This is a genomic window from Bacillus sp. 0909A (genome assembly GCF_036765115.1).
In the GTDB taxonomy this organism is placed as follows: Bacteria; Bacillota; Bacilli; order Bacillales; family Bacillaceae; genus Bacillus; species Bacillus mojavensis.
In genome coordinates this window covers 600,870-623,413 of the sequence record NZ_JBAIZU010000003.1, presented here as the reverse complement: position 1 = coordinate 623,413, position 22,544 = coordinate 600,870, and the positions used below count along the sequence as shown (strand labels likewise).

Sequence of the window (22,544 nt, the reverse complement as noted above, 5' to 3'; positions counted from 1 at the left end):
CACATGAGCATTTTTGAACATCTGGAACAGCTGATCGAGTATGGGCTGGAACGAAAACTGATATCGATCTGGGATCAGGAATATACGAGAAACCGACTTTTTGAAGCGCTGGACATCAAACATCCCCAGACGGTCTCAAGCACACCTATTAAGCAGAGTCAGCGTCTTCCTGACTTGCTTTCTCCTATTTACGAGTGGGCGGCAGAAACCGGCCGCATAGAAGCAAATACAGACACCTATCGAGATTTGCTCAGTGCGAAGCTGATGGGCTGTTTTGTCCCGCCTCCGTCTGAGGTCATCCGCAAGTTTGAAGAGACAAAGGCGTTATACGGACCGAAACAGGCGACAAAGGAGTTTTATCAGTATGCAGAGGATGTCTATTATATCAGGTCTGACAGAATCGCTAAAAACGTTCATTGGACGGTGCCGACCGAATATGGCGAGCTGGAAATAACAATCAACCTGTCAAAGCCCGAAAAGGATCCGAAAGCGATTGCGGCTGCCAAAGAACAGACGCAGACGAATTATCCGCCTTGTGTGCTTTGTAAGGAAAATGTCGGCTTTGAGGGAAGTGTGAACCATCCGGCCCGGCAGAATCACAGAATCATTCCTGTTATTCTCAGAGACGAGCAATGGTATTTGCAATTCTCGCCATACGTGTATTATCCGGAGCATTGCATCGTTTTAAAGGGTGAGCATGAACCGATGGAGATCAGCAAAAAAACGTTTGAAAGACTGCTCTCATTCCTCGGGCAATATCCGCATTATTTTATCGGATCAAACGCAGACCTGCCGATTGTCGGGGGCAGCATCCTAAGCCACGACCATTTTCAAGGCGGGGCGCACGATTTTCCGATGGCGCGTGCCGAAATGGAGGAAAGATATGAATTGATGGGTCATCCCGGTGTGTCGCTGGGCTTAGTGAAATGGCCAATGTCTGTGCTCAGGCTCCAGGGGGACGATCCAGATAGAGTCGCTGACGCAGCGAACCATATATTCCGTGCATGGCAGCAATATTCTGATGAAAAAGCCGGCATAGCCGCCTTCACAGGGGATACGCCACACAATACGGTCACGCCGATTGCAAGACGCAGGGGAGGCTCATATGAACTCGACATCGTGCTGAGAAACAATCGGACGGATGAGGAGCATCCATTAGGAATCTTTCATCCTCATCAAGAGGTTCATCATATCAAAAAAGAAAATATCGGTCTGATTGAGGTCATGGGCTTAGCGATATTGCCGGGCCGTTTACAGGAAGAAATGAAAGCAACGGAAGCGGCAATGTGCTCTGCTGATCCGAAAACAGCATTAGAAGAAAATGAGCTGACCGCTAAACATAAAGATTGGGCTCTTCGTCTGATGGAAAGAAGAACCATAACAAAAGGGAATGCGGAACAGGTCATAAAAGAAGAACTTGGCCATGTATTCGCACGCATTCTTGAACATGCCGGCGTATTTAAACAGACACCCGACGGAAAACAGGCCTTCAACAGGTTTATCCATTCTTTAGGCGTCAAACAAGGAAAAAGCCTCAACCGTTAAGGAAGAGGCTTTTTTCTATTAAAAAAGAGCCCAAAACGCTCACGCTTTGGGCTCTGTTGTTTCTATCCTCTTTTTCTTGCTAAGAGGCTTACGAGAAAGACAACAATTGCTGAACCGATAATCGCCGGGATAATGGCAAAACCGGCAAGATGCGGTCCCCATGTTCCAAGCAGCCCGTGTCCGATCCAGGCACCTATAAGACCTGCGATCATCGACCCGATAATTCCTCCGGGCATATCTCCTTTTACAAACAGGCTACCAACCCATCCGATAATAATAGCTACGATAAGTGAAATTATGAAACTCATCATGCAACACATCCTATTTTAGATTTATTTGCTTATATCATTCCTCCTTTTTGTATAGGATAAACAATTGAATGTGCTAATCAAAAAGAGGGAACAGTTCAGAGCATATCGCCGCTCTATTGAGCCTTTTTTTTCAATATGCATTGCGTTAAAATGGTAATCGTGTGAAAAGATGCTAGACAAGGAAAAATTAATTCCCTTGTAGAATGTTTAACAAAATGAAATTTTTGATTGACCTAGGTTTTTTATTGTGGTAAACCTTTATTTGTCAGAAATAGTTCTTCATCTTCTTTCTTTACTTATATGCGGAAATAACTAGAAACTTTTCATATTAAGCGATAGATGTGAATAAAGTTGGAGCAAATTTTGTCGATTTTATGACATTTAAGCGAAAATGGGATGAAGTTTATAAAAAAATAAAGCTAATAAGTGAAGTTTTTGATAGCATAACAAAGTAGAGAAAAGATTTTGAGGAAGTATGCACTTCAGATTTATTACATCAATAGGAAGGATGGTGATCTTCTTGTTCAGAGCATTAAAACCGTTACTTGTATTAGCGCTGTTAACTGTGGTTTTTGTCCTTGGGGGATGCAGCAATGCTTCAGTACTAGATCCGAAAGGGCCTGTGGCTGATCAGCAAAGTGATTTAATCCTGTTATCTATCGGATTTATGCTGTTTATCGTCGGGGTCGTCTTTGTTCTTTTTACCATTATTTTAGTAAAATACCGCGACCGTAAAGGCAAAGATAATGGATCTTATAACCCAGAAATTCATGGTAACACGTTCTTAGAAGTAGTCTGGACAGTGATCCCAATTTTAATCGTCATCGCACTTTCTGTGCCAACCGTACAGACGATATATTCGTTAGAAAAAGCTCCTGAAGCAACAAAGGATAAAGAGCCTCTTGTTGTTTACGCTACTTCGGTAGACTGGAAATGGGTATTCAGCTACCCTGAACAGGATATTGAAACGGTCAACTACTTAAACATTCCTGTCGACCGCCCGATCTTGTTTAAAATCTCATCTGCAGATTCAATGGCATCGCTATGGATTCCTCAGCTTGGAGGACAAAAATACGCGATGGCTGGAATGCTGATGGATCAATACTTACAGGCTGATGAAGTGGGAACTTATGAAGGCCGCAACGCGAACTTCACAGGTGAACATTTTGCCGACCAAGAGTTTGATGTGAATGCTGTAACAGAAAAAGACTTTAACAGCTGGGTGAAAAAGACTCAAAATGAGGCGCCTAAGCTGACAAAAGAGAAGTATGATCAATTGATGCTTCCTGAAAATGTGGACGAATTAACGTTCTCTTCTACTCACTTAAAATACGTTGATCACGGACAAGACGCAGAATACGCGATGGAGGCCCGCAAACGCCTTGGCTACCAAGCCGTTTCACCGCACTCTAAAACAGATCCGTTTGAAAACGTAAAGGAAAATGAATTTAAGAAGTCTGATGATACAGAAGAATGATATTGATCAGGAAAGGAGGAAGCCCGCATGAAATTTAAATGGGATGAATTTTTTGTAACAGGTGACCCATTAATTCTGGGCGCACAAGTTTCCATTGCACTATCTACCATCGCCATCATTGTTGTACTTACTTACTTCAAGAAATGGAAATGGCTCTGGTCTGAATGGATAACAACTGTTGACCACAAAAAACTCGGAATCATGTATATTATATCTGCTGTAATTATGTTATTCCGCGGCGGTGTCGACGGTTTGATGATGCGTGCCCAGCTAGCGCTTCCGAATAACAGTTTTTTAGACTCAAACCACTATAATGAAATTTTTACGACTCACGGTACGATCATGATCATCTTCATGGCGATGCCGTTTTTAATCGGTCTTATTAACGTTGTTGTACCTCTTCAAATCGGTGCTCGCGACGTTGCATTTCCTTACTTGAACAACCTGAGTTTCTGGACGTTCTTCGTAGGGGCTATGCTTTTCAATATTTCTTTCGTTATCGGAGGTTCTCCGAATGCAGGCTGGACAAGTTACATGCCGCTTGCAAGTAACGACATGAGCCCTGGACCGGGTGAGAACTACTACCTCCTCGGACTTCAGATTGCCGGTATCGGTACCCTGATGACAGGGATCAACTTTATGGTCACAATCTTAAAAATGAGAACAAAAGGCATGACACTGATGCGTATGCCAATGTTCACATGGACAACACTGATCACAATGGTTATTATCGTGTTTGCTTTCCCTGTGCTTACAGTAGCTTTAGCACTCTTATCATTTGATCGTTTGTTCGGCGCTCACTTTTTCACACTGGAAGCAGGCGGTATGCCGATGCTTTGGGCCAACCTGTTCTGGATTTGGGGACATCCTGAAGTATATATCGTTATTCTTCCGGCGTTCGGTATTTTCTCAGAAATTATCTCAAGCTTTGCAAGAAAACAATTGTTTGGTTACAAAGCGATGGTTGGTTCTATTATCGCCATCTCCGTATTGAGTTTCTTAGTTTGGACTCACCACTTCTTCACAATGGGGAACAGTGCGTCCGTTAACTCATTCTTCTCAATTACGACAATGGCAATCTCGATTCCGACCGGGGTTAAAATCTTTAACTGGCTCTTTACAATGTATAAAGGCCGAATCAGCTTTACAACGCCTATGCTGTGGGCGCTTGCGTTCATTCCTAACTTCGTTATCGGCGGGGTTACAGGGGTTATGCTTGCGATGGCAGCAGCGGATTATCAATACCATAATACGTACTTCCTGGTATCTCACTTCCACTACGTGCTGATCGCGGGTACTGTATTTGCTTGTTTCGCAGGATTTATTTTCTGGTATCCAAAAATGTTCGGCCACAAACTGAACGAAAAAATCGGAAAATGGTTCTTCTGGATCTTTATGATCGGGTTCAATATTTGTTTCTTCCCGCAATATTTCTTGGGGCTTCAAGGTATGCCTCGCCGTATTTACACATACGGACCGAATGACGGCTGGACAACATTGAACTTTATTTCAACAGTCGGAGCTTTCATGATGGGTGTAGGATTCTTAATCCTTTGCTATAACATCTACTACAGCTTCCGTTACTCTACTCGTGAAATCAGCGGAGATTCATGGGGTGTGGGACGTACGCTTGATTGGGCGACTTCATCTGCGATTCCGCCGCACTACAACTTTGCGGTGCTTCCTGAAGTCAAATCTCAAGATGCATTCCTGCACATGAAAGAAGAAAAAACTGAATTATACCCTGAAAGCAAATTCAAGAAAATCCATATGCCAAGCAACTCAGGCAGACCGTTCTTTATGTCTGTTGCCTTCGGTATCGCCGGCTTTGGACTTGTCTTTGAATGGTACTGGATGGGCGTAGTCGGATTAATCGGAGTCCTGCTCTGCATGGTGCTGCGTTCATTCGAATACGACAATGGCTACTACGTTAGTGTTGATGAAATAAAAGAGACGGAAAGAAAGATTTCCGAATAAGGAGGCGTGAGTTATGGAACATGCAGAACACGGCAATTCTAACGCGCCTATGGAATATCAATCTGAAACCGGCAGACTTAATATTCTCGGGTTTTGGATCTTTTTAGGGGCAGAAATTGTGTTGTTCTCAACACTATTTGCAACCTTCTTCGTTCTTCAAAACAGAACAGCAGGAGGTGTCTTACCGGACGAACTGTTTGAAGTGAATCTGGTAATGATTATGACGTTCTTGCTGCTTATCAGCAGCTTTACCTGCGGGATCGCTGTTCATGAAATGCGCCGCGGAAGTTTAAAAGGCGTCGTCATTTGGACAATTATCACTCTTCTTCTCGGCGCCGGCTTCGTCGGTTGTGAGATCAACGAGTTTGTCCACTATGTACATGAAGGGGCATCTCTCGGTACAAGTGCGTTCTGGTCTGGATTCTTTGTTTTACTTGGAACTCACGGAACTCACGTAACAATCGGTATTTTCTGGATTGTAGGCATTCTGATTCAGTTGAAGAAACGCGGCTTAACTCCGCAAACTTCATCTAAAATCTTTATCTCAAGCTTGTACTGGCACTTCTTAGATGTTGTATGGATTTTCATCTTTACAGGTGTCTATCTCATGGGATTGGGGGGTCTGTAAAATGGCAAACAAATCTGCTGAACACAGTCACTTTCCATGGAAGCACATTTTAGGTTTTGCACTTTCTATTGTTTTGACCCTGCTGGCTCTATGGGTTGCAGTGTATACTGAATTGAGTCCATCAGCAAAACTTTGGATCATTTTCGGCTTCGCCTTCATTCAGGCGGCGCTCCAGCTCCTCATGTTCATGCACATGACAGAGAGCGAAAACGGCGGTATCCAAGTTGGAAACACGCTGTTCGGATTCTTCGGCGCGATCGTTATCGTGCTTGGATCCATCTGGATTTTCGCGGCTCACTATCATCACGGTGACCACATGGATGGAAATCCTCCTGGAGGCGCTGAACACTCAGAGCACTCAGGCCACAACGAATAAGCAAAAAACCCTCTTCGTCCAGAAGAGGGTTTTTTTGCTGTTTCAGCTACTGCTTCGCTTTCTGCGAAGATAAGGAAGGCCATAAATGATAAAGGCCGCAATATGAGCGACAATGACGTTGACGGCAAACAGGATAATCATGAGAGTGTGTCCGAGTGGAGAAAGGCTTTCTGTTGCGTAAAAGAAGAAGAATACCCACATTAAAATAATTGGCGGAATAGCAGAGAGTGCGACTTTTTTGTTATCGAGCCAAATAAAGAGGGGAGTAGCACTGGCAACCAATAAATAAGCAAAAAACATGTCCATCATACCCGTCTCCTTTCATTTTGTGACAGCGTTTACAAAAATGAAGTAGAGGAAATGAATTGTGTCTGTTTTGTGGTTGTTTTGTGAACGTTTTGTTACAATTATTATACCATGTTTTCCAGAAATTGATACAGGTTTTTGAAAAAATGAGTTAGACCTATCGTCTTATTTTTAAACGCTGTAAGATAGGAGAATGTACGGAGCTTTCTTTTTAAAAGAAGGGGGATGCAGATGTATCAGGTAATAAAGCTTGAAAGAGAAGATTGGCGAGAAGTGATCCGCATGTCTGAATATGCTTTTCAGAAAGAACTCAGTGATGAGGAACGAGAAGAGAAAGTAAAAGCTTTAGAGAACCATTACATCATCGGAATGAAGGAACAAGAGAAACTCTTCTCTAAGCTTCACATTATTCCCTTTTCTGTCATGCTTGAGGAGCAGGAGATGAAGATGGGAGGTATTGCTGGGGTGGCAACCTGGCCTGAATACAGAAGAAAAGGAACAGTAAAGGAACTTATTCGGAACGCTCTCACGGTCATGAAGAAAGAAAACCAAACCATCAGCTTTTTGCATCCGTTCCTAATCTCCTTTTACCGCAAATTTGGCTGGGAACTTTGTTTCTATCAAAAACGTCTTACTTACCTTAAAGAACAATTGCAAAAGCTAGGTGATGCCTCTGGATACATGAGGAGGCTTCAAGAGAATGAAACAGATGCAGTGAATGCCATTTATAATCAGTATAGAACGAAGCATAATGGGCTAATGAAACGTTCAAAGGGGCACTGGACAGAGAAGATCGATGGTATGAAGGCTATGTATATCTCTGAAGATGGAGTGCCTTGTGGATATCTTGTGTATGACATTAAAAATAAAACGATGCGAGTTAAAGAATTTGTTTATTTGAACAGGGAGGCCCAGAGAGGCTTGTGGAATTTTATTTGCCAGCATGATTCGATGCTAAATGAAGTAGAACTGACTGTTCAAATGAAGGAAGATCTTGATTTTTTAACTGCCGAACCCCGGGTCAAACAAGAGATATATCCTTATAGTATGGCGCGCATCGTTGACGTTGAAGGTTTTTTACGGGAATATCCAAAATCTCGGCTGACAGCTCCCTTTGACTTTAAGGTAACGGATCAATGGGCCCCGTGGAATCAACAGACTTTCCGTGTCGAGTCCCAGCAGGTGCAGATCATTCCGGAAGAGTCATCTGACCATCTAATAGAATGCAGCATATCTTCTTTAACCGCTTTCTTCCTAGGTGCCAGGAGTGCTCGTTTCCTTTTTGAAACAGGCATGATAAAAGGACCGGTACCGGAAATCAAACGGCTTGATGACGAATTTCAATTAAAACCTCCATTTCTTATGGATTTCTTTTAACCCCTTTTATAGTGGGGTTTTTTTCATTTGAAAAGTTTTGTGTCAATCGAAACATTTCGGTTTATGATACGTCATATTTCGTGTAGCTGAAAAAGCGCCACAACTGCGCGCAAAAAACAAAAAAGGAAACGAGCTTCACGTGTCATCTTGAACGTGGTTCATGTATAATAAACATTAGTGATTTTCCGATGAAAATGTAAGGCGGGATAGAATGAGTCGATATAAGAAACAGCAAAGCCCCTTTTATCAGGGGGATTTGATTTTTATATTTGGTGTGTTTTTTATTATAAGTGTAGTGGCGATTTATGCTGCCGGTCAGTTTGGGCAGTATGGGGACGGGGCTTGGAAGAAACAAATTGTCTATTATATATTAGGTGCTATTGCAGTAGTTGCTTTGCTTTATTTCGACCTTGAGCAGCTAGAAAAGCTTAGTTTGTATGTATTTTTATTCGGAATTCTGCTCCTATTGATATTAAAAGTAAGTCCTGAGTCGATTGCACCTGAAAAAAATGGTGCAAAAAGCTGGTTTAAATTTGGTTCAGTTACCCTGCAGCCTTCAGAGTTTATGAAGATTGGTCTCATGATGGTGGTGGCCTCGGTAATTTCTAAGACAAATCCTAAAAAAATGCGAACTCTTAGAGATGATGTTTATTTGTTACTAAAGATAGCTGGTGTTTCTGTAGTACCAATCGGGCTTATTCTTCTTCAGGATGCCGGTACAGCAGGGGTTTGTATGTTTATTGTGATTGTAATGATCTTTATGTCTGGTGTGAACTGGAAGCTGATTGCGATTATTGGCGGTTCAGGTGTCTTACTTATTTCTCTTGTCTTGTTAGTCATGATCAATTTTCCTGATGTCGCTAAGTCAGTGGGGATTCAAGAGTATCAAATTAACAGGGTTACATCTTGGGTTTCTGATTCAAATGGAACAACTCAGGAAGATGCAAATAGCGGCTGGCAGGTTGATCAGGCCGTCATGGCTATCGGATCAGGCGGGATTATCGGAAATGGTGTTCATAACTTGAAGGTTTATGTACCAGAGGGACAGACTGACTTTATTTTTGCTATTTTAGGAGAAAGTTTCGGATTTTTAGGCTGTGCCATTGTCGTCATCATGTTCTTTTTCTTAATCTACAGACTTGTTGTGCTCATTGATAAGATACATCCTTACAGCCGTTTTGCTTCTTTCTTTTGTGTGGGATACACTTCGTTAATTGTTATCCACACATTCCAGAATATCGGGATGAATATCGGTATTATGCCTGTTACCGGGATTCCGCTGCTGTTTGTCAGCTATGGGGGAAGCTCGACGCTTGCCACGTTAATTGGTTTCGGTATTGTGTATAATGCGAGTGTTCAGCTGACGAGATACAGAAGTTATTTGTTTAATTCATAAAATGCAGACAGCCTTTAAAGGCTGTCTCTTTTTTTGTAGAGCATTTCGCTTTTGAGTTCACTTTTTTTCGGATATGATAAAAACAGATAAGGAGGTTCTTGTGATGAACAACACAATTGAAACCATTTTAAACCATCGGTCGATCCGATCATTTACTGATCAGCTTTTGACAGCTGAGGAAATTGATACATTAGTGAAAAGCGCGCAGGCTGCGTCTACGTCCAGCTATGTGCAGGCTTATTCGATTATCGGTGTTTCCGATCCGGAGAAAAAACGTGAGCTGTCTGTGCTTGCGGGGAATCAGCCTTATGTTGAACATAACGGGCACTTTTTTGTGTTTTGCGCGGACTTGTACCGTCATCAAAAACTGGCTGAAGAAAAAGGCGAACATATCTCTGCGCTGTTGGAAAATACGGAAATGTTTATGGTCAGTTTAATTGATGCTGCGCTTGCGGCTCAAAATATGAGCATTGCCGCAGAATCAATGGGGCTTGGCATATGTTATATTGGAGGCATTCGGAATGAACTGGACAAGGTGACAGAGGTGCTGCAAACGCCTGACCATGTACTCCCGCTTTTTGGTCTGGCTGTAGGACATCCTGCCAACCCATCCGGCAAAAAACCAAGATTGCCGAAGCAGGCTGTCTATCATGAGAATACGTATAATGTAAACGCAGATGATTTCCGTGAAACCATGAATGCGTATGATCAAACCATTTCTGATTATTATAGAGAAAGAACAAACGGACAGCGGGAAGAAACGTGGTCTGATCAGATTCTGAACTTTATGAAGCAGAAACCGCGTACCTATTTAAATGACTATGTAAAAGAAAAAGGCTTTAATAAAAACTAAAGTAAACCTCTCCGCTTCGGAGAGGTTTTTATGTTTCACGTGTAACATATTCCGACAAATAAAGACAAGCTGACACAAATAAATGACGGTTGATCGGGAGACAATGATGAACAGTGTGAGCGGCTTAGAAGAAAAAATAATGGATCAGTGATACGATGAGGACGAGGTGGTAGGGATGTTATCATTAAGTATATTAGATCAATCTCCGGTGTCCGAGGGAAGCTCTGCAGAAACGGCATTACGGGAAACCGTTGAGCTTGCCCAGGCGGCTGAGGGTCTTGGATATAAGAGATTTTGGGTTTCAGAGCATCACTTTTCAAAGCGGCTGGCAGGGTCCAGTCCAGAGGTGCTGATCAGCCATATTGCGGCGAAAACGAACCGGATCAGGGTGGGGTCAGGCGGTGTTATGCTGCCGCACTACAGTGCCTATAAAGTAGCGGAGAATTTTCGTGTGCTGGAAGGTTTGACGCCGGGAAGAATTGATCTCGGCCTAGGCAGAGCGCCGGGAGGAATGCCGATTGCATCTTGGGCGCTCAATGACGGCGGAAAGCGCAATGCTGATCAGTATCCGCAACAAATCAAGGAACTGACGATGTATTTGCATGATTTGGCGGATGACAAACACCGTTTTCCGAATCTGACGGCTGCGCCTCATATATCCAGCGCGCCGGATGTATGGCTGCTCGGTTCATCCGGAGAAAGTGCCTTGCTTGCCGCTGAATCGGGTGCCGGCTATATGTTTGCCCACTTTATTAATGGCGAGGGCGGAGAGGATACGGTCAGACAATATAAGAGACGATTTAAGCCAACTGTGTTAGGAGAAACGCCTCGTGCGGCAGTTGCTGTTTTTGTTCTATGTGCGGATACAGAGGAGAAAGCGGAACGTCTTGCGGCGGTGCTTGATTTTACTCTCTTGGCGGGGGAGCAGGGCATTCCTTTAGAAGGCGTTCCTGATTATGAAGCTGTCCGGAAAAATACGTACTCTCCTTATGAACAAAGACGAATTGCTGATAACAGAAACCGAATGATTGTCGGTACGAAAAAACAGGTCAAGGAACAGCTGATGTCCTTGAGTAAGGCTTATGATACAGAGGAAATCATGGCGGTAACCATTACGAACCGATTTGAGGATAAACTTCATTCTTATCGCCTTTTACAGGAGGCGATTGCCGAGGCATGAAGCCGCTAAAGCCTGTATGGAAAAAGCCCCGCCGATGTTTCTCGGCAGGGCTGCTTTTTATTCAACAGTAAAAGGTTCTTCAGTCAGAACTTGACTTGATTTTCCTTTGTTGGCTGCATAAGCGAGCATATAATATTCACCGGCTGGAAGTGTTGTACCCCCATTGATCGTGCCGTCCCAGTCAAAGTACTGGTAGCCTTTATCTTGATGTTTATAAATACCTGCTTGGCCTGCAAAGTCAAGGTTGCTGTCATAGACAAGGAATGCCAGCTCTTCCGCTCCCGCAGGAAGGTAGGTTTCAATTTCATAGGTGCCTTGCTCAGAGCCCTCATTAACTGAGACAGACGTTACCCTCGGATAATCCGGCTCTTTAACGATCAGCAATGTAGGTACCTTGGCGACGGTTTTTCCGCCTTCTCTTACGATGACTGTTCCTTCATAGGTGCCTGCTTTTGTTTTCTTTGTATTGACCTTTACTGTTGCAGTGGCTTTTCCGGTTTTATGAGCCGGAATCACAACACGGCTTGTGCCGGATGTGGAAATGCCGTTTCCGTTGAATGAGTATTCCAGCGTGTACGACTTTCTAATGGAAGATTGATTTTCAATTGTAAAGGTTTTTTTCTTCGTTTCGTTTCCTTTTTCCTTCAAAAATGTGCCGTACGAGTAGCTTCCCGGTGAGACGAACGAGTCGGCTTTGATCGCGTTCATAATTCTTGCGCTGCCTGCGCCCTGGGCATTATGCGGATATACTTCTCCGTCGCCATCCTTTAAAGTGACAGCGGTATTCATGATGGCAGCTTTGATCTGTTCAACGCTCCATTTCGGTTTAGCTTGTTTGATGACGGCAACCGCTCCGGCGATATGAGGTGATGCCATGCTCGTTCCTTGTTTTGACCCGTAGCCATATGGACTGTCAGGATCATGTGTTGGAATGGTGCTGACGATATTGACGCCTGGCGCGGAAATATCCGGCTTAATCATCCACGTATCCATCACAGGGCCGCGGGATGAGAAATCGGCAACCTGTTCACCGAGCGCTTTTGAGACCGTCAACTTGAATGTTGCTTTTGTCTCGCCAGCTTTCATGGCGCTGATGAGCTTTTCACCGTCTTCTAATGAAAGCTTAATCGTTGGCACAGACATGCCAGGCACATTGGCTTCAATTTCCCCAGATAAATTGTTATACACAACCATGCCGATGGCGCCTGCTTTTTTGGCGTTGTCCGCTTTATCCACAAAAGCAATGCTGCCTCGTTTGACGAGTGCCACTTTGCCTTTCAGATCTTTTCCTTCAAAATCCTTTTCTTCGCCGAGACCAGCGTCGACAAGCTCAACCTCTTTATTGTGAAGCCCCTTAACGTCATCTTCTTTGTCATAGCCCATGACTTTTGCTGAAGAGTAAGAGCCGAATGAGACAGCGTATTCATTGAGCGGAAGCTGCGTTGCACCGACAGAAATCGCTTCTCTGGATGTGCCAGGCGATCCGACGGTCCAGCCGTTCGGTCCGCTGTTTCCATTTGATGTAACAGTGACAACGCCCTCTGACATGGCCCAATCAAGCGCTGTGCTCGTCGCCCAGTCCGGGTTGTTTAATGAGTTTCCGAGAGACAGGTTCATCACATCTGCGCCGTCCTGTACAGCACGTTCCACGCCGGCAATGACGTTTTCCGTTGTGCCGCTTCCGCCAGGGCCTAACACGCGGTAAGCGAGAAGTGTGGCATCAGGCGCAACCCCTTTAATCGTTCCGTTTGCGGCGACAGTTCCGGCTACGTGTGTTCCGTGGTCTGTTGCTCCGCCCCTCGGATCACCTGTTGGTGTTTCTTTCGGATCGTAATCATTGTCTACAAAATCGTATCCTTTATATTGTCCGAAGTTTTTCTTCAGATCAGGGTGATTGTACTCAACCCCTGTATCAATAACAGCGACTTTGACGCCTTTCCCTGTGTAGCCTAAATCCCAAGCGTCGTTTGCTCCGATATATGGCGCGCTGTCATCCATTTGCGGAGATACAGCGTCCTTGGAGATGGTGACATCTTTCTCCTTTATATTGTCTGTTTTGTAAGTGACGTTCGGGTACACAGCTTTAACGTCATCTACAGCTAGGAGTTTTGGAATTTCATTAGCTGGGAGTTTCATAGAAAATCCGGAGAAAACCTGTTCATATTCCCGGTTTACTTTTCCGTTTTTCACCGCTTTCACAGCTTTGTTTTTTGCTTTTGAGCGGGCGTTTTTGAGCTTGCTTTTCGTTTGGTTTACTCCCGCTTCCTTCGCCTCTGCCAAGGATTTTTCTTTTAATTCCACAATCACCGTTGTTTGTTTGCTTGTTGTCATGTCAATATCACCGAATACCTCGGCTTTTTCCAGGTCTGCCGATCCTTTTGAAGAAACCGGTGCTGCCTGTACCCCTGTCATGCCTGTGGATAACGTAAAGAATAAAACAAGACCTAGAAGCAGAAAGCGAATAATCCCGTTTTTCAATGTGTTTCCCCCTTTGAGTTTAGAAAAAATGTTGAAGATCTAGTATATATTTCTTGAAAATTCAAAAAAATCCTTGTGTCATTTGGACCATTTATTGGATTTTGGTTGTGTATAAGGAAGGAGTTATACACAGAACCCTGTGTATAAGTGAATAAAGCTGTGTATATATATAGTTGCGAATATATGTTCCTATACAAAATATAGATAGAGTTTGTGGACATGTGGATATCTCTTGTGATTAAGTTGTTCTTATCTTTGGGATAACTTGTGTATAAACTTTTTAAAGCGGTTCTCCAATTTTCATTTCATTTCTTTCAGCTTTCAACAAAACTTCTAAAAACTAGTTGGTTTTTTCACTCATATTGTGACAAAGAATTCTCTTTCCACGGTCTATCATAGAGTCATGAGTTTTGCTAGAGCTGCTAGTTTGCGAGAAAAGAAATCGGCCGTCTTTTCCTGTGAGCTGTGGCTGAAAAAACGGGCTGCTAAAAAGGCTGCCTGCCAAAAAGAAGCGGAGGGATGTTTTTCTATGAAACGTTTGCTTGTATCTTTACGGGTGTGGATGGTCTTTTTGATGAACTGGGTGGCGCCGGACCGAAAACATGCGGCTGCCGCTATTTATTCGGCTCAGCGTACATATCAAAGAAAAGCGGCGGTGCAAGCCGCGGGACTGGTTTCGTTTTATGAATGGCGGATGGCTGTGAATGACGAAGAAAAACAGAAAGCGAAAGCCGCCGCTCTCTATAAAAGAAGATGTCTGCAAGCCTTCAAGGAATCGCCAAAGCAGGAGAGGGCCGGCCCGCATCTTTACATGGCGGTCAAAAGGAGGTAAAATCCCAGTCATAAAAGCTAATTGGCGGGAGAGAGAGCCTCTTGAAAATCTATAAAGTATTAAACAACAATGCGGCTTTAATCAAAGAGGATGATCAGGAAAAAATTGTGATGGGACCGGGAATCGCTTTTCAAAAAAAGAAAAATGATCTTATCCCTATGAATAAAGTAGAAAAGATATTTGTCGTGCACGACGAGAATGAAAAGTTTAAACAAATCCTGCAAACGCTGCCGGAGGAGCATATTGATATAGCTGAGGATATCATCAGCTATGCGGAAGGGGAACTCGCGGCGCCGCTGAGCGACCATATTCATATCGCGCTTTCTGACCATTTGTCCTTTGCGATCGAAAGGATTCAAAATGGGCTGCTTGTGCAAAATAAATTATTGCATGAGATAAAGGCGCTCTATAAAAAAGAATACGAGATCGGCCTGTGGGCGATCGGGCATGTAAAAGAGACATTGGGCGTGTCTCTGCCTGAAGATGAAGCGGGTTATATTGCCCTTCACATCCATACGGCAAAGATGGATGCGGAGAGTATGTATTCAGCGCTGAAGCATACAACGATGATAAAAGAAATGATAGAGAAAATAGAAAACTATTTTAATCGAAAGGTGGATGAGAATAGCATTTCCTATCAACGCCTTGTCACGCATTTGCGATACGCGGTCAGCCGGTTGGAATCAAATGAAGCGTTTCATGTCATGGACGAAGAGATGCTTTATTTCATCCAAAAAAAGTATTCATTTGCCTATCAATGTGCGCTGGAGCTGGCGGAGTTTCTGAAAAATGAATATCAATTACATTTGCCGGAGTCCGAGGCCGGCTATATCACGCTGCATGTCCAGCGTCTTCAAGATCTCTCGGAATAACCGCTTTGACTTGCAGGGAGTGATCTCTGGAAGTTTTTTTATTTATCGGCATTCAGCGTGTGATACATCCAGCCCATCATCACAATTCCTGCGGCCAGATTGCCGAGCGAAACAGGAATTAAGTTTCTGACTGCTCCCGCCAGTGTGACTGTATCAGGGTGATCAATCATAAGTGAGATTGCAAATGTGCACATATTGGCAATGCTGTGTTCAAAGCCGGAAATAAAAAAGCAGAAAACGAAAAGCATCATGGCAAACAGCTTTGCTCCTTCTCCTTTGAGAGACATCGGGATGAAAAAAGCGAGACATACAAGCCAATTGCACAGCATTCCTCGGAAAAACAGCTCTGACACCGGCGGCTCCATCTTATGCTCTGCCAATTGAATCAAAAACGAATGGGATGCCCCCTCGAAAAGCCCGGTTGCGCTGATAAGAATCGCAAATAAAACGGCTCCGATCAAATTGCCGGTATAGCTGAAAGCCCACAGATACAGGGTATCGTGCCAGCGGATTCTTTTCCGGAGTGCGGCATAAGTGAAATAAAAGGTGTTGCCGGTGAATAAATCCCCGCCTCCGTAGGCAATTAATACAATCGCAGCTCCAAATGTCACAGCGGCAGCCGGAAAGGCAAACGGTGAGTCGGCAATAGAGAAATAGCTTCCTGTTTTGCTTGCGGCTGTAATGCCAAAACCGATAAACATGCTGGCCAAAATGGATCTGAGCACATAACGGGTTTTGCTCGAAACGAATATGTCTTGTTTTCTTAAAGCATACTGTTCAACCTTTTGCAATGCTTGCGTTTCCATTGTCTTTTCCTGCTTTCTTTGATAGATGAGCATAGTATATCATGATATTGTGAAGTATTTCACATATAATTTTTACGAATTTTTGTCTACATGTTCTATCAAACTTTTTAACTAAAAAACAGTTGACGAAAACGCTGTCATGTTTTATGATGAAAGCGTATTCTCAATCTGAATAAGCGGGATTGTGACTGGTAAAGCAGGCAAGACCTAAAATTTGCGTAAATGAAAAAGGATCGCTGTGTCCTTTATTCGTTGGCGAATTTTAGGTCTTTTTTGTTTATAAAAGGGGGAGAAGAAGATGGATTACAAAGAGACTGCAAAACGCCTCATTGAGCTTCTCGGGGGACAAGAAAACATTATCAGCGCGGCTCATTGTGCGACAAGACTGCGTTTAGTGATTAAGGATGAATCAAAGATCAATCAAGCACAAGTAGAAGAGCTTGATGGCGTCAAAGGCGCTTTCAGCAGCTCTGGCCAGTACCAGATTATTTTTGGAACAGGCCTTGTCAATAAAGTGTATGATGCTTTTTCTAAGGAAGCCGATGTAGAGCGTGAAGAACATGTGAATCACCAGGATGCTGCTAAAGAGAAACTGAATCCTGCAGCGAGATTTGCGAAAACGCTTTCGAATATTTTTGTTCCGATCATTCCAGCCATCGTAGCCAGCGGCCTGTTAATGGGTTTATTGGGAATGATCAATGCCTTTCATTGGATGAGTAAGGACTCTGCGCTGCTGCAGCTCCTTGATATGTTTTCAAGCGCGGCATTCATCTTCCTGCCGATTTTGATCGGGGTCAGCGCTTCAAAAGAGTTTGGAAGCAATCCGTATTTAGGAGCGGTAATCGGAGGAATCATGATCCACCCCACGCTTTTGAATCCATGGGGTTTGGCGGAAGCGTCACCTGATTATATGCATCTTTTCGGGTTTGATATCGCGCTCCTCGGTTATCAGGGAACCGTCATCCCTGTCCTGCTGGCAGTTTACGTCATGAGCAAGGTAGAGAAATGGACAAGAAAAGTGGTTCCGCATGCGGTCGATTTGCTTGTTACGCCTTTTGTTACTGTCATTGTCACCGGATTTGTCGCATTTATTGCCATCGGCCCTATAGGAAGAGCGCTTGGCTCCGGTATTACTGTTGCTTTAACATATGTGTATGATCATGCCGGTTTTGTCGCAGGCCTTCTTTTCGGAGGCACCTATTCACTGATCGTCCTGACAGGTGTTCATCACAGCTTCCATGCGATTGAGGCGGGGCTTATTTCAGATCTTGGCAGGAACTATTTATTGCCGATTTGGTCTATGGCGAATGTCGCCCAAGGCGGGGCCGGCCTTGCCGTCTTCTTTTTAGCGAAAAAGGCAAAAACGAAGGAAATCGCTCTTCCGGCGGCATTTTCTGCTTTTCTTGGCATTACTGAGCCTGTCATTTTCGGGGTGAATCTTCGCTACCGGAAGCCGTTTATCGCCGCGATGATTGGAGGCGCGTTGGGCGGCGCGTATGTCGTCTTTACACATGTTGCTGCAAACGCTTACGGGTTAACAGGCATTCCTATGATCGCCATTGCAGCACCGTTTGGATTTGGAAATCTAGTAAACTATATGATTGGAATGGTTATTGCGGCAGTATCAGCGTTCATTGCGGCGTTTGTCATGAAAATTAACGAAGATGAGGAGAGAAAAAAATGACAGCACATGATCAGGAGCTGCGTCGCCGGGCTTATGAAGAAGTTGAGAAGAAAGAACATATTGCTGACAGCGATCCGCATCGCCAGCACTTTCACATCATGCCCCCGGTTGGTTTGCTGAATGATCCAAATGGCGTGGTGTATTGGAAGGGAGTCTATCATTTGTTTTTTCAGTGGCAGCCGTTTCAGACGGGGCACGGGGCAAAGTTTTGGGGGCATTATACGACATGCGATTTTGTGAGTTGGAAGCGGGAAGAGATTGCGCTGGCTCCGAGTGATTGGTTTGATAAAAATGGCTGCTACTCGGGCAGCGCTGTTGTCAAGGATGACCGGCTCTATCTGTTTTACACAGGAAATGTCAGGGACCAGGATGGGAATCGAGAAACGTATCAGTGCCTTGCTGTATCGGACGATGGGCTGACCTTTGAGAAAAAAGGTGTCGTGGCCCGTCTTCCTGAAGGCTTTACAGCTCATTTTCGTGATCCGAAGGTGTGGGAGCATGAAGGAAAATGGTATATGGTGATCGGTGCGCAAACCGAGAACATGAAGGGTCAAGCTGTTTTGTTTACTTCCGATAACCTGACAGAGTGGACGTTTCTCGGCCCGATAACAGGTGCCGGCCTCAACGGACTGAATGATTTCGGATATATGTGGGAGTGTCCTGACCTGTTTTCTCTTCAAGGCTCCGATGTGCTGATTGTCTCGCCCCAAGGACTTGAAGCTGACGGCTATCGTTATCAAAATGTGTATCAATCTGGATATTTTGTAGGCCAGCTCGATTATGAAAAAACGGGGCTGATGCATGCTGCGTTTACGGAGCTTGATCAAGGCTTTGATTTTTACGCGCCGCAAACACTTGAAGACGATCGGGGGTGCCGGATACTGTTTGCGTGGATGGCTGTACCTGATCAGGATGAGAAGTATCATCCGACGAAAGATTATCACTGGATTCACTGTATGACGCTGCCGAGACAGCTGACGCTATCAGGGGAGAAGCTGATACAGCAGCCGCTTCCTGAGCTGAAAGCGATGCGGAAAAATGGGCAGGAAGTTCAAATCAACATGTATGGATCGTCTGGTACGCTGCCAGTTGAAAATCCTGAAAGAGCTGAGATTTTGATTGAAGACATTGATACGGAGTCTGGTTTTGAAATCGATATCCGCGCCACTGCCACATTCTCTTTCCGGAAGGAAGAGGGGCTTATCACACTAGAGCGCACAAGCTTTGACGGTACAAAAACAGAAGCGAGACATTGCCGCATCAGCAATCTGCACACAGTGCACATGTTTATCGATGCGTCATCAGTGGAAGTCTTTATCAATCATGGGGAAGAGGTATTCAGCGCAAGATATTTTCCTTTCCCGGGAAATGATGAAGTGACTGCGAGATCAAACGGAAGATCTGAAATGAAAGTCGGAATTTGGACACTTATGTAGAAAATCCTTCTTTTTTCTTATGTGAAATCTGTGCCATCTGTGCTATTCTTCAACGATAACCTACATTTTTTTCTGTAAAAGGAGTTGTTTTCTTGAATATACATGAACAGAAGATAACACCGGAATGTTTAGAAAAGGCTGCGGATCAAGTTGAGGATAAGCGGGAAGAATATAAGGATGTGCTGCTTCAGCTGAAAAAAATGCTACGGGGAACAACACCACATAGTGAAGCGGCAGAAACCCTTTCACGGGCATATGAACAAATGAAGGAATATGCACTTTTTGTTCAATCGATAGAGACATTTTTGAGGTCATCTGCGAACAATTTAAAGACCAAATAAACAGGCTGCCGATGTGATCGGCAGTTTTTTCTGTGAAAAATCTCCGAGAATATAAAAAAAGGCTGCCTCTCTGGAAGGCAGCCGATTTTGTTTATGATTGCTTATTCAGGCGCAAAGCAGAATGCTTCGTAGGTCCGACATACTGATTCAGCGGGAAGGACTCTTTAATCGCAGCAGTAATAAATTCTTTTGCCGCGTAAATTGCTTCTTTGACTTCCGCGCCTTTCGCGAGTTCTGCCGTCACCGCTGCGGAGAACGTACAGCCGGCGCCATGTGTATAAGGCGTATCAATCATTTCGCTTTCAAGGACTTCCGCTGTTTCTCCGTCATACAGAACGTCTACAGCTTTTTCGTGCTTCAGCTTGCCTCCGCCTGTAATCACAACATATTGTGCGCCGAGGGCGTGGATTTTTTTCGCCGCTTCTTTCATGTCTTCAATCGTCTTTAATTCGCCCATGCCGCTGAGCTGGCTGGCTTCGAACAGGTTTGGCGTAATCACGGTAGCGAGCGGTGCCAATTGTTCACGCAGGGCTTGCGCGTGCTCCGGGTAAAGAACCTCATTTGCCCCTTTGCACACCATAACCGGATCAATCACGACGTTTTGCAGTTGTTTTTCTTTGATCGTTTTCGCCGCAAGCTCGATAATCTCAACGGTTGGCAGCATTCCCGTTTTCATGGCGTCCACACCAATGCCATCTACAATCGTTGCGAGCTGTGGGCGAATCGTGTCTGGATCGATCGGAAAGACTTGATGATCCCAGCTGTTGTTCGGATCCATTGCAACGATCACCGTTAAGGCTGTCATCCCATATACGTTTTTTTCTTGAAAGGTTTTTAAATCAGCTTGAATTCCCGCGCCGCCGCTGGAATCGGAGCCGGCAATCGTGAGAGCTTTATGCATAGACATGTGTTGAACCTCCATCAATGTTTTATATCTCATTATAGTTAGATTTTCTGCTTATCACAATACGAAAGGTTTATAGGAATCAATTGACAGTTTCAGAGTAATTTCGTAAAATGCTACATAAGAAAACTAGGTAGGGGTTTTGTCATGTTAAATCGTGAGCTGATTAAAGGCAGCACTGTGATATTGGTATTAACGCTCCTGAATGAGAGGCCGATGTATGGCTATGAGCTTGTAAAAGAGATGGGAAGCCGCAGCGATAATGAACTGCAGATGAAAGAGGGAACATTGTATCCTTCCCTTCATAAACTTGAACGGCAAGGATATATTTCTTCATATTGGGAGAAGCAGGAGAAAGGCCCGGATCGTAAGTATTATCGGATTACAGAAGACGGCAGAGAGATCCTGGCAGAGCGCACAAAGGAATGGAGCGTGTTTTCAGCTATGATGGACCGAATGCTGAAGCGGGGCGGACAGAATGGATAAAGCTACTTATATATATAAAGTGAAAAACGGGCTTAAAGGGGTTTCTGATAGTGAAGCGATGATCGAAGAGATCGAAAACCATATTGAACACCACTTGTTTTACTCCATTCAAGAGGGGAAGAGTGAGGCGGAAGCCATGGAATGTTTGGTTCGGGAATTTGGCACACCGGATGAGATTGTATCTTACTTTCAGAAAGAACAGCCTGTATCCGCCCGTACGTTTTTATTATTCCATCTATTCTGCAATAGTGCTTTATTTGCAGCAGGTATTACCATTACAGTATTGCATGCATGGTTAGAATCTCCCTTTGTTCATGCAGTGTGGAAAGGCATTTCTGTTTCTGTGTGGCTGATTTTAGCTGCTTATATTCTCTATTGGGTGCTGATTGGGTACCAAGGCGTCAGGGAGTTCGGGCAACGCGGTGAACGGCTTGTTTTACATACGATTCTTATTTCTATGGTGCCGAACGTTATTTTTATGTTTGTTTTTCTGTTTGATCTAGTTCCTGCTGCGCTGTTTCAATCCTTGCTGACACCTTGGTTTATAGGGGCGTGTGCTTGTGCTACGCTGTTATTTCCGGCGTGCGGGCGAATAGGCTGTTATTTTGGCAGGCGCCAGCTTGCCTGATTTTTTAGGTATATACATAGGAATTCTATGTAATGAAGGGGGATTGTCATGAGACTCGGCTCTTGGTTATATGGTTTTGTTATTCATGTGGCTGTATTTTTGTTTGTGGGTGCCACCATCCTTTTGGTTATGGCTGTGTCCGTACCGCTTGTTTTTTTGCTCGATAGGATGCCAGATGTTGTTTTTACTGCTGGTGCAATCGTTTTTCTATTATTATTCTATTCTATTGGCTGGTTTTGGGCACTCTGGATTGCTTGCCACCAACGCATGCGTCTGTTTGATGTTCAATTGGGGTCCTTTGTTTTGCTGGCCTTGTTGATTGGTTTGTTCTTGTCAGATGGAACGAGTGTTTCTGAAATTGTGAGAGATTGGGACGATGCAGGCTGTGCTTTTGTTCCGCCGGCATTCACTTTTTTGTGCCTTTCTTACGCATTGGTGCTGCTGCCGGTCTATCAATCTAAGCTATGGCATCTCGTCCTGCCGAATGGCGTCCGCCTGAAAGATGTCGTTCGTGTATGTGGAGAGCTGATGCTGATTATGGTGCTTCTGGTAGGCGTCACTTTGCTGTTTCTGTAGTTTCCATTTCACAGATCGGTAGGATATTCCCACTGATCTCCCGTCAAATATATGTTTTAATAGTACATGACTATG

22 protein-coding genes are annotated in these 22,544 nt (G+C 44.2%); 17 read left to right on the top strand and 5 right to left on the bottom strand.

What is annotated here, in order from left to right; all coding sequences use genetic code 11:
* Positions 1 to 3 precede the first annotated feature (3 nt).
* Positions 4 to 1,545, top strand: a complete 1,542-nt coding sequence (galT, locus tag V6D42_RS13325; RefSeq protein ID WP_333513525.1) for a UDP-glucose--hexose-1-phosphate uridylyltransferase — start codon at positions 4 to 6, stop codon at positions 1,543 to 1,545.
* A gap of 62 nt (positions 1,546 to 1,607) precedes the next feature.
* On the opposite strand, the gene V6D42_RS13320 is transcribed toward galT, so the two are convergent.
* Positions 1,608 to 1,853 (bottom strand): GlsB/YeaQ/YmgE family stress response membrane protein, encoded by a 246-nt coding sequence (locus V6D42_RS13320; protein ID WP_010332356.1) that lies wholly within the window; start codon positions 1,851 to 1,853, stop codon positions 1,608 to 1,610.
* Positions 1,854 to 2,367: 514 nt separating this feature from the next.
* On the opposite strand from V6D42_RS13320, the gene qoxA reads away from it, so the two are divergent.
* Genes qoxA through qoxD form a run of 4 tightly spaced genes read left to right on the top strand, consistent with a single transcriptional unit; the run spans position 2,368 to position 6,314 of the window.
* The gene (gene qoxA / locus V6D42_RS13315; protein ID WP_081720819.1) at positions 2,368 to 3,333 is read left to right on the top strand and encodes a cytochrome aa3 quinol oxidase subunit II; all 966 of its coding nucleotides are present in this window, start codon (positions 2,368 to 2,370) and stop codon (positions 3,331 to 3,333) included.
* A 27-nt stretch (positions 3,334 to 3,360) separates the two neighbouring features.
* Positions 3,361 to 5,310, top strand: a complete 1,950-nt coding sequence (gene qoxB, locus V6D42_RS13310; RefSeq protein WP_010332354.1) for a cytochrome aa3 quinol oxidase subunit I — start codon at positions 3,361 to 3,363, stop codon at positions 5,308 to 5,310.
* A gap of 13 nt (positions 5,311 to 5,323) precedes the next feature.
* Complete coding sequence (gene qoxC / locus V6D42_RS13305; protein WP_333513524.1) at positions 5,324 to 5,938, top strand: cytochrome aa3 quinol oxidase subunit III; 615 nt, start codon at positions 5,324 to 5,326, stop codon at positions 5,936 to 5,938.
* 1 nt (position 5,939) lies between these two features.
* Positions 5,940 to 6,314: a cytochrome aa3 quinol oxidase subunit IV gene (qoxD, locus tag V6D42_RS13300; RefSeq protein ID WP_333513523.1), complete on the top strand. Its 375-nt coding sequence runs from the start codon at positions 5,940 to 5,942 to the stop codon at positions 6,312 to 6,314.
* Between the two features lie 42 nt (positions 6,315 to 6,356).
* On the opposite strand, the gene ywcE is transcribed toward qoxD, so the two are convergent.
* Complete coding sequence (ywcE, locus tag V6D42_RS13295) at positions 6,357 to 6,623, bottom strand: spore morphogenesis/germination protein YwcE (RefSeq protein WP_081638379.1); 267 nt, start codon at positions 6,621 to 6,623, stop codon at positions 6,357 to 6,359.
* A gap of 228 nt (positions 6,624 to 6,851) precedes the next feature.
* On the opposite strand from ywcE, the gene V6D42_RS13290 reads away from it, so the two are divergent.
* The 4 genes from V6D42_RS13290 (at position 6,852) to V6D42_RS13275 (ending at position 11,426) form a co-directional block, all read left to right on the top strand.
* A complete protein-coding gene (locus tag V6D42_RS13290) occupies positions 6,852 to 7,997 on the top strand; it encodes a GNAT family N-acetyltransferase (protein WP_333513522.1) in 1,146 nt (381 codons plus the stop codon).
* A gap of 211 nt (positions 7,998 to 8,208) precedes the next feature.
* Positions 8,209 to 9,393, top strand: a complete 1,185-nt coding sequence (locus V6D42_RS13285) for an FtsW/RodA/SpoVE family cell cycle protein (RefSeq protein WP_333513521.1) — start codon at positions 8,209 to 8,211, stop codon at positions 9,391 to 9,393.
* Between the two features lie 103 nt (positions 9,394 to 9,496).
* Entirely contained in the window at positions 9,497 to 10,246 is a 750-nt protein-coding gene (gene nfsA, locus V6D42_RS13280; RefSeq protein WP_257987101.1) for an oxygen-insensitive NADPH nitroreductase, read from the top strand.
* A gap of 175 nt (positions 10,247 to 10,421) precedes the next feature.
* Positions 10,422 to 11,426 (top strand): LLM class flavin-dependent oxidoreductase, encoded by a 1,005-nt coding sequence (locus V6D42_RS13275; RefSeq protein ID WP_333513520.1) that lies wholly within the window; start codon positions 10,422 to 10,424, stop codon positions 11,424 to 11,426.
* Between the two features lie 57 nt (positions 11,427 to 11,483).
* Here V6D42_RS13275 and V6D42_RS13270 read toward each other — a convergent pair whose 3' ends face one another.
* The gene (locus V6D42_RS13270; RefSeq protein WP_333513519.1) at positions 11,484 to 13,904 is read right to left on the bottom strand and encodes a S8 family peptidase; all 2,421 of its coding nucleotides are present in this window, start codon (positions 13,902 to 13,904) and stop codon (positions 11,484 to 11,486) included.
* A 529-nt stretch (positions 13,905 to 14,433) separates the two neighbouring features.
* Between V6D42_RS13270 and V6D42_RS13265 the strand changes: the two genes are divergently transcribed.
* The gene (locus V6D42_RS13265) at positions 14,434 to 14,736 is read left to right on the top strand and encodes a hypothetical protein (protein ID WP_010332348.1); all 303 of its coding nucleotides are present in this window, start codon (positions 14,434 to 14,436) and stop codon (positions 14,734 to 14,736) included.
* 41 nt (positions 14,737 to 14,777) lie between these two features.
* Positions 14,778 to 15,608 (top strand): sac operon transcriptional antiterminator SacT, encoded by an 831-nt coding sequence (gene sacT / locus V6D42_RS13260; protein WP_010332347.1) that lies wholly within the window; start codon positions 14,778 to 14,780, stop codon positions 15,606 to 15,608.
* Between the two features lie 38 nt (positions 15,609 to 15,646).
* Here sacT and V6D42_RS13255 read toward each other — a convergent pair whose 3' ends face one another.
* Positions 15,647 to 16,414 (bottom strand): formate/nitrite transporter family protein, encoded by a 768-nt coding sequence (locus V6D42_RS13255; protein WP_333513518.1) that lies wholly within the window; start codon positions 16,412 to 16,414, stop codon positions 15,647 to 15,649.
* 298 nt (positions 16,415 to 16,712) lie between these two features.
* Here V6D42_RS13255 and scrA point away from each other — a divergent pair, with 298 nt between their 5' ends.
* The 3 genes from scrA (at position 16,713) to V6D42_RS13240 (ending at position 19,875) form a co-directional block, all read left to right on the top strand.
* Entirely contained in the window at positions 16,713 to 18,098 is a 1,386-nt protein-coding gene (gene scrA, locus V6D42_RS13250) for a PTS system sucrose transporter subunit IIBC (protein ID WP_333513517.1), read from the top strand.
* Positions 18,095 to 19,534: a sucrose-6-phosphate hydrolase gene (gene sacA / locus V6D42_RS13245; RefSeq protein ID WP_333513516.1), complete on the top strand. Its 1,440-nt coding sequence runs from the start codon at positions 18,095 to 18,097 to the stop codon at positions 19,532 to 19,534. The genes scrA and sacA overlap by 4 nt, the downstream gene beginning before the upstream one ends.
* 92 nt (positions 19,535 to 19,626) lie before the next feature.
* The gene (locus V6D42_RS13240) at positions 19,627 to 19,875 is read left to right on the top strand and encodes a hypothetical protein (RefSeq protein ID WP_010332343.1); all 249 of its coding nucleotides are present in this window, start codon (positions 19,627 to 19,629) and stop codon (positions 19,873 to 19,875) included.
* 91 nt (positions 19,876 to 19,966) lie between these two features.
* Here V6D42_RS13240 and V6D42_RS13235 read toward each other — a convergent pair whose 3' ends face one another.
* Positions 19,967 to 20,782, bottom strand: coding sequence for a bifunctional hydroxymethylpyrimidine kinase/phosphomethylpyrimidine kinase (locus V6D42_RS13235; RefSeq protein WP_333513515.1), 816 nt, complete (start codon positions 20,780 to 20,782; stop codon positions 19,967 to 19,969).
* Between the two features lie 144 nt (positions 20,783 to 20,926).
* Here V6D42_RS13235 and V6D42_RS13230 point away from each other — a divergent pair, with 144 nt between their 5' ends.
* The 3 genes from V6D42_RS13230 to V6D42_RS13220 are packed head-to-tail and all read left to right on the top strand — an operon-like array spanning position 20,927 to position 22,469.
* Positions 20,927 to 21,265 carry a PadR family transcriptional regulator gene (locus tag V6D42_RS13230; RefSeq protein ID WP_010332341.1) on the top strand — a complete coding sequence of 113 codons (339 nt, stop codon included), beginning with the start codon at positions 20,927 to 20,929 and terminating at the stop codon, positions 21,263 to 21,265.
* Positions 21,258 to 21,893, top strand: a complete 636-nt coding sequence (locus V6D42_RS13225; protein ID WP_333513514.1) for a permease prefix domain 1-containing protein — start codon at positions 21,258 to 21,260, stop codon at positions 21,891 to 21,893. Before V6D42_RS13230 ends, V6D42_RS13225 begins: the two co-directional genes overlap by 8 nt.
* Before the next feature lie 48 nt (positions 21,894 to 21,941).
* Positions 21,942 to 22,469 (top strand): hypothetical protein, encoded by a 528-nt coding sequence (locus V6D42_RS13220; RefSeq protein ID WP_333513513.1) that lies wholly within the window; start codon positions 21,942 to 21,944, stop codon positions 22,467 to 22,469.
* The last annotated feature ends 75 nt before the right edge of the window (positions 22,470 to 22,544 follow it).

Coding starts and splice junctions, on each gene's coding strand:
- galT (WP_333513525.1), top strand. CDS start 4: ATGAGCATTTTTGAACATCTGGAACAGCTGATCGAGTATGGGCTGGAA.
- V6D42_RS13320 (WP_010332356.1), bottom strand. CDS start 1,853: ATGAGTTTCATAATTTCACTTATCGTAGCTATTATTATCGGATGGGTT.
- qoxB (WP_010332354.1), top strand. CDS start 3,361: ATGAAATTTAAATGGGATGAATTTTTTGTAACAGGTGACCCATTAATT.
- qoxC (WP_333513524.1), top strand. CDS start 5,324: ATGGAACATGCAGAACACGGCAATTCTAACGCGCCTATGGAATATCAA.
- qoxD (WP_333513523.1), top strand. CDS start 5,940: ATGGCAAACAAATCTGCTGAACACAGTCACTTTCCATGGAAGCACATT.
- ywcE (WP_081638379.1), bottom strand. CDS start 6,623: ATGATGGACATGTTTTTTGCTTATTTATTGGTTGCCAGTGCTACTCCC.
- V6D42_RS13290 (WP_333513522.1), top strand. CDS start 6,852: ATGTATCAGGTAATAAAGCTTGAAAGAGAAGATTGGCGAGAAGTGATC.
- V6D42_RS13285 (WP_333513521.1), top strand. CDS start 8,209: ATGAGTCGATATAAGAAACAGCAAAGCCCCTTTTATCAGGGGGATTTG.
- nfsA (WP_257987101.1), top strand. CDS start 9,497: ATGAACAACACAATTGAAACCATTTTAAACCATCGGTCGATCCGATCA.
- V6D42_RS13275 (WP_333513520.1), top strand. CDS start 10,422: ATGTTATCATTAAGTATATTAGATCAATCTCCGGTGTCCGAGGGAAGC.
- V6D42_RS13265 (WP_010332348.1), top strand. CDS start 14,434: ATGAAACGTTTGCTTGTATCTTTACGGGTGTGGATGGTCTTTTTGATG.
- V6D42_RS13255 (WP_333513518.1), bottom strand. CDS start 16,414: ATGGAAACGCAAGCATTGCAAAAGGTTGAACAGTATGCTTTAAGAAAA.
- scrA (WP_333513517.1), top strand. CDS start 16,713: ATGGATTACAAAGAGACTGCAAAACGCCTCATTGAGCTTCTCGGGGGA.
- sacA (WP_333513516.1), top strand. CDS start 18,095: ATGACAGCACATGATCAGGAGCTGCGTCGCCGGGCTTATGAAGAAGTT.
- V6D42_RS13235 (WP_333513515.1), bottom strand. CDS start 20,782: ATGTCTATGCATAAAGCTCTCACGATTGCCGGCTCCGATTCCAGCGGC.
- V6D42_RS13230 (WP_010332341.1), top strand. CDS start 20,927: ATGTTAAATCGTGAGCTGATTAAAGGCAGCACTGTGATATTGGTATTA.
- V6D42_RS13225 (WP_333513514.1), top strand. CDS start 21,258: ATGGATAAAGCTACTTATATATATAAAGTGAAAAACGGGCTTAAAGGG.
- V6D42_RS13220 (WP_333513513.1), top strand. CDS start 21,942: ATGAGACTCGGCTCTTGGTTATATGGTTTTGTTATTCATGTGGCTGTA.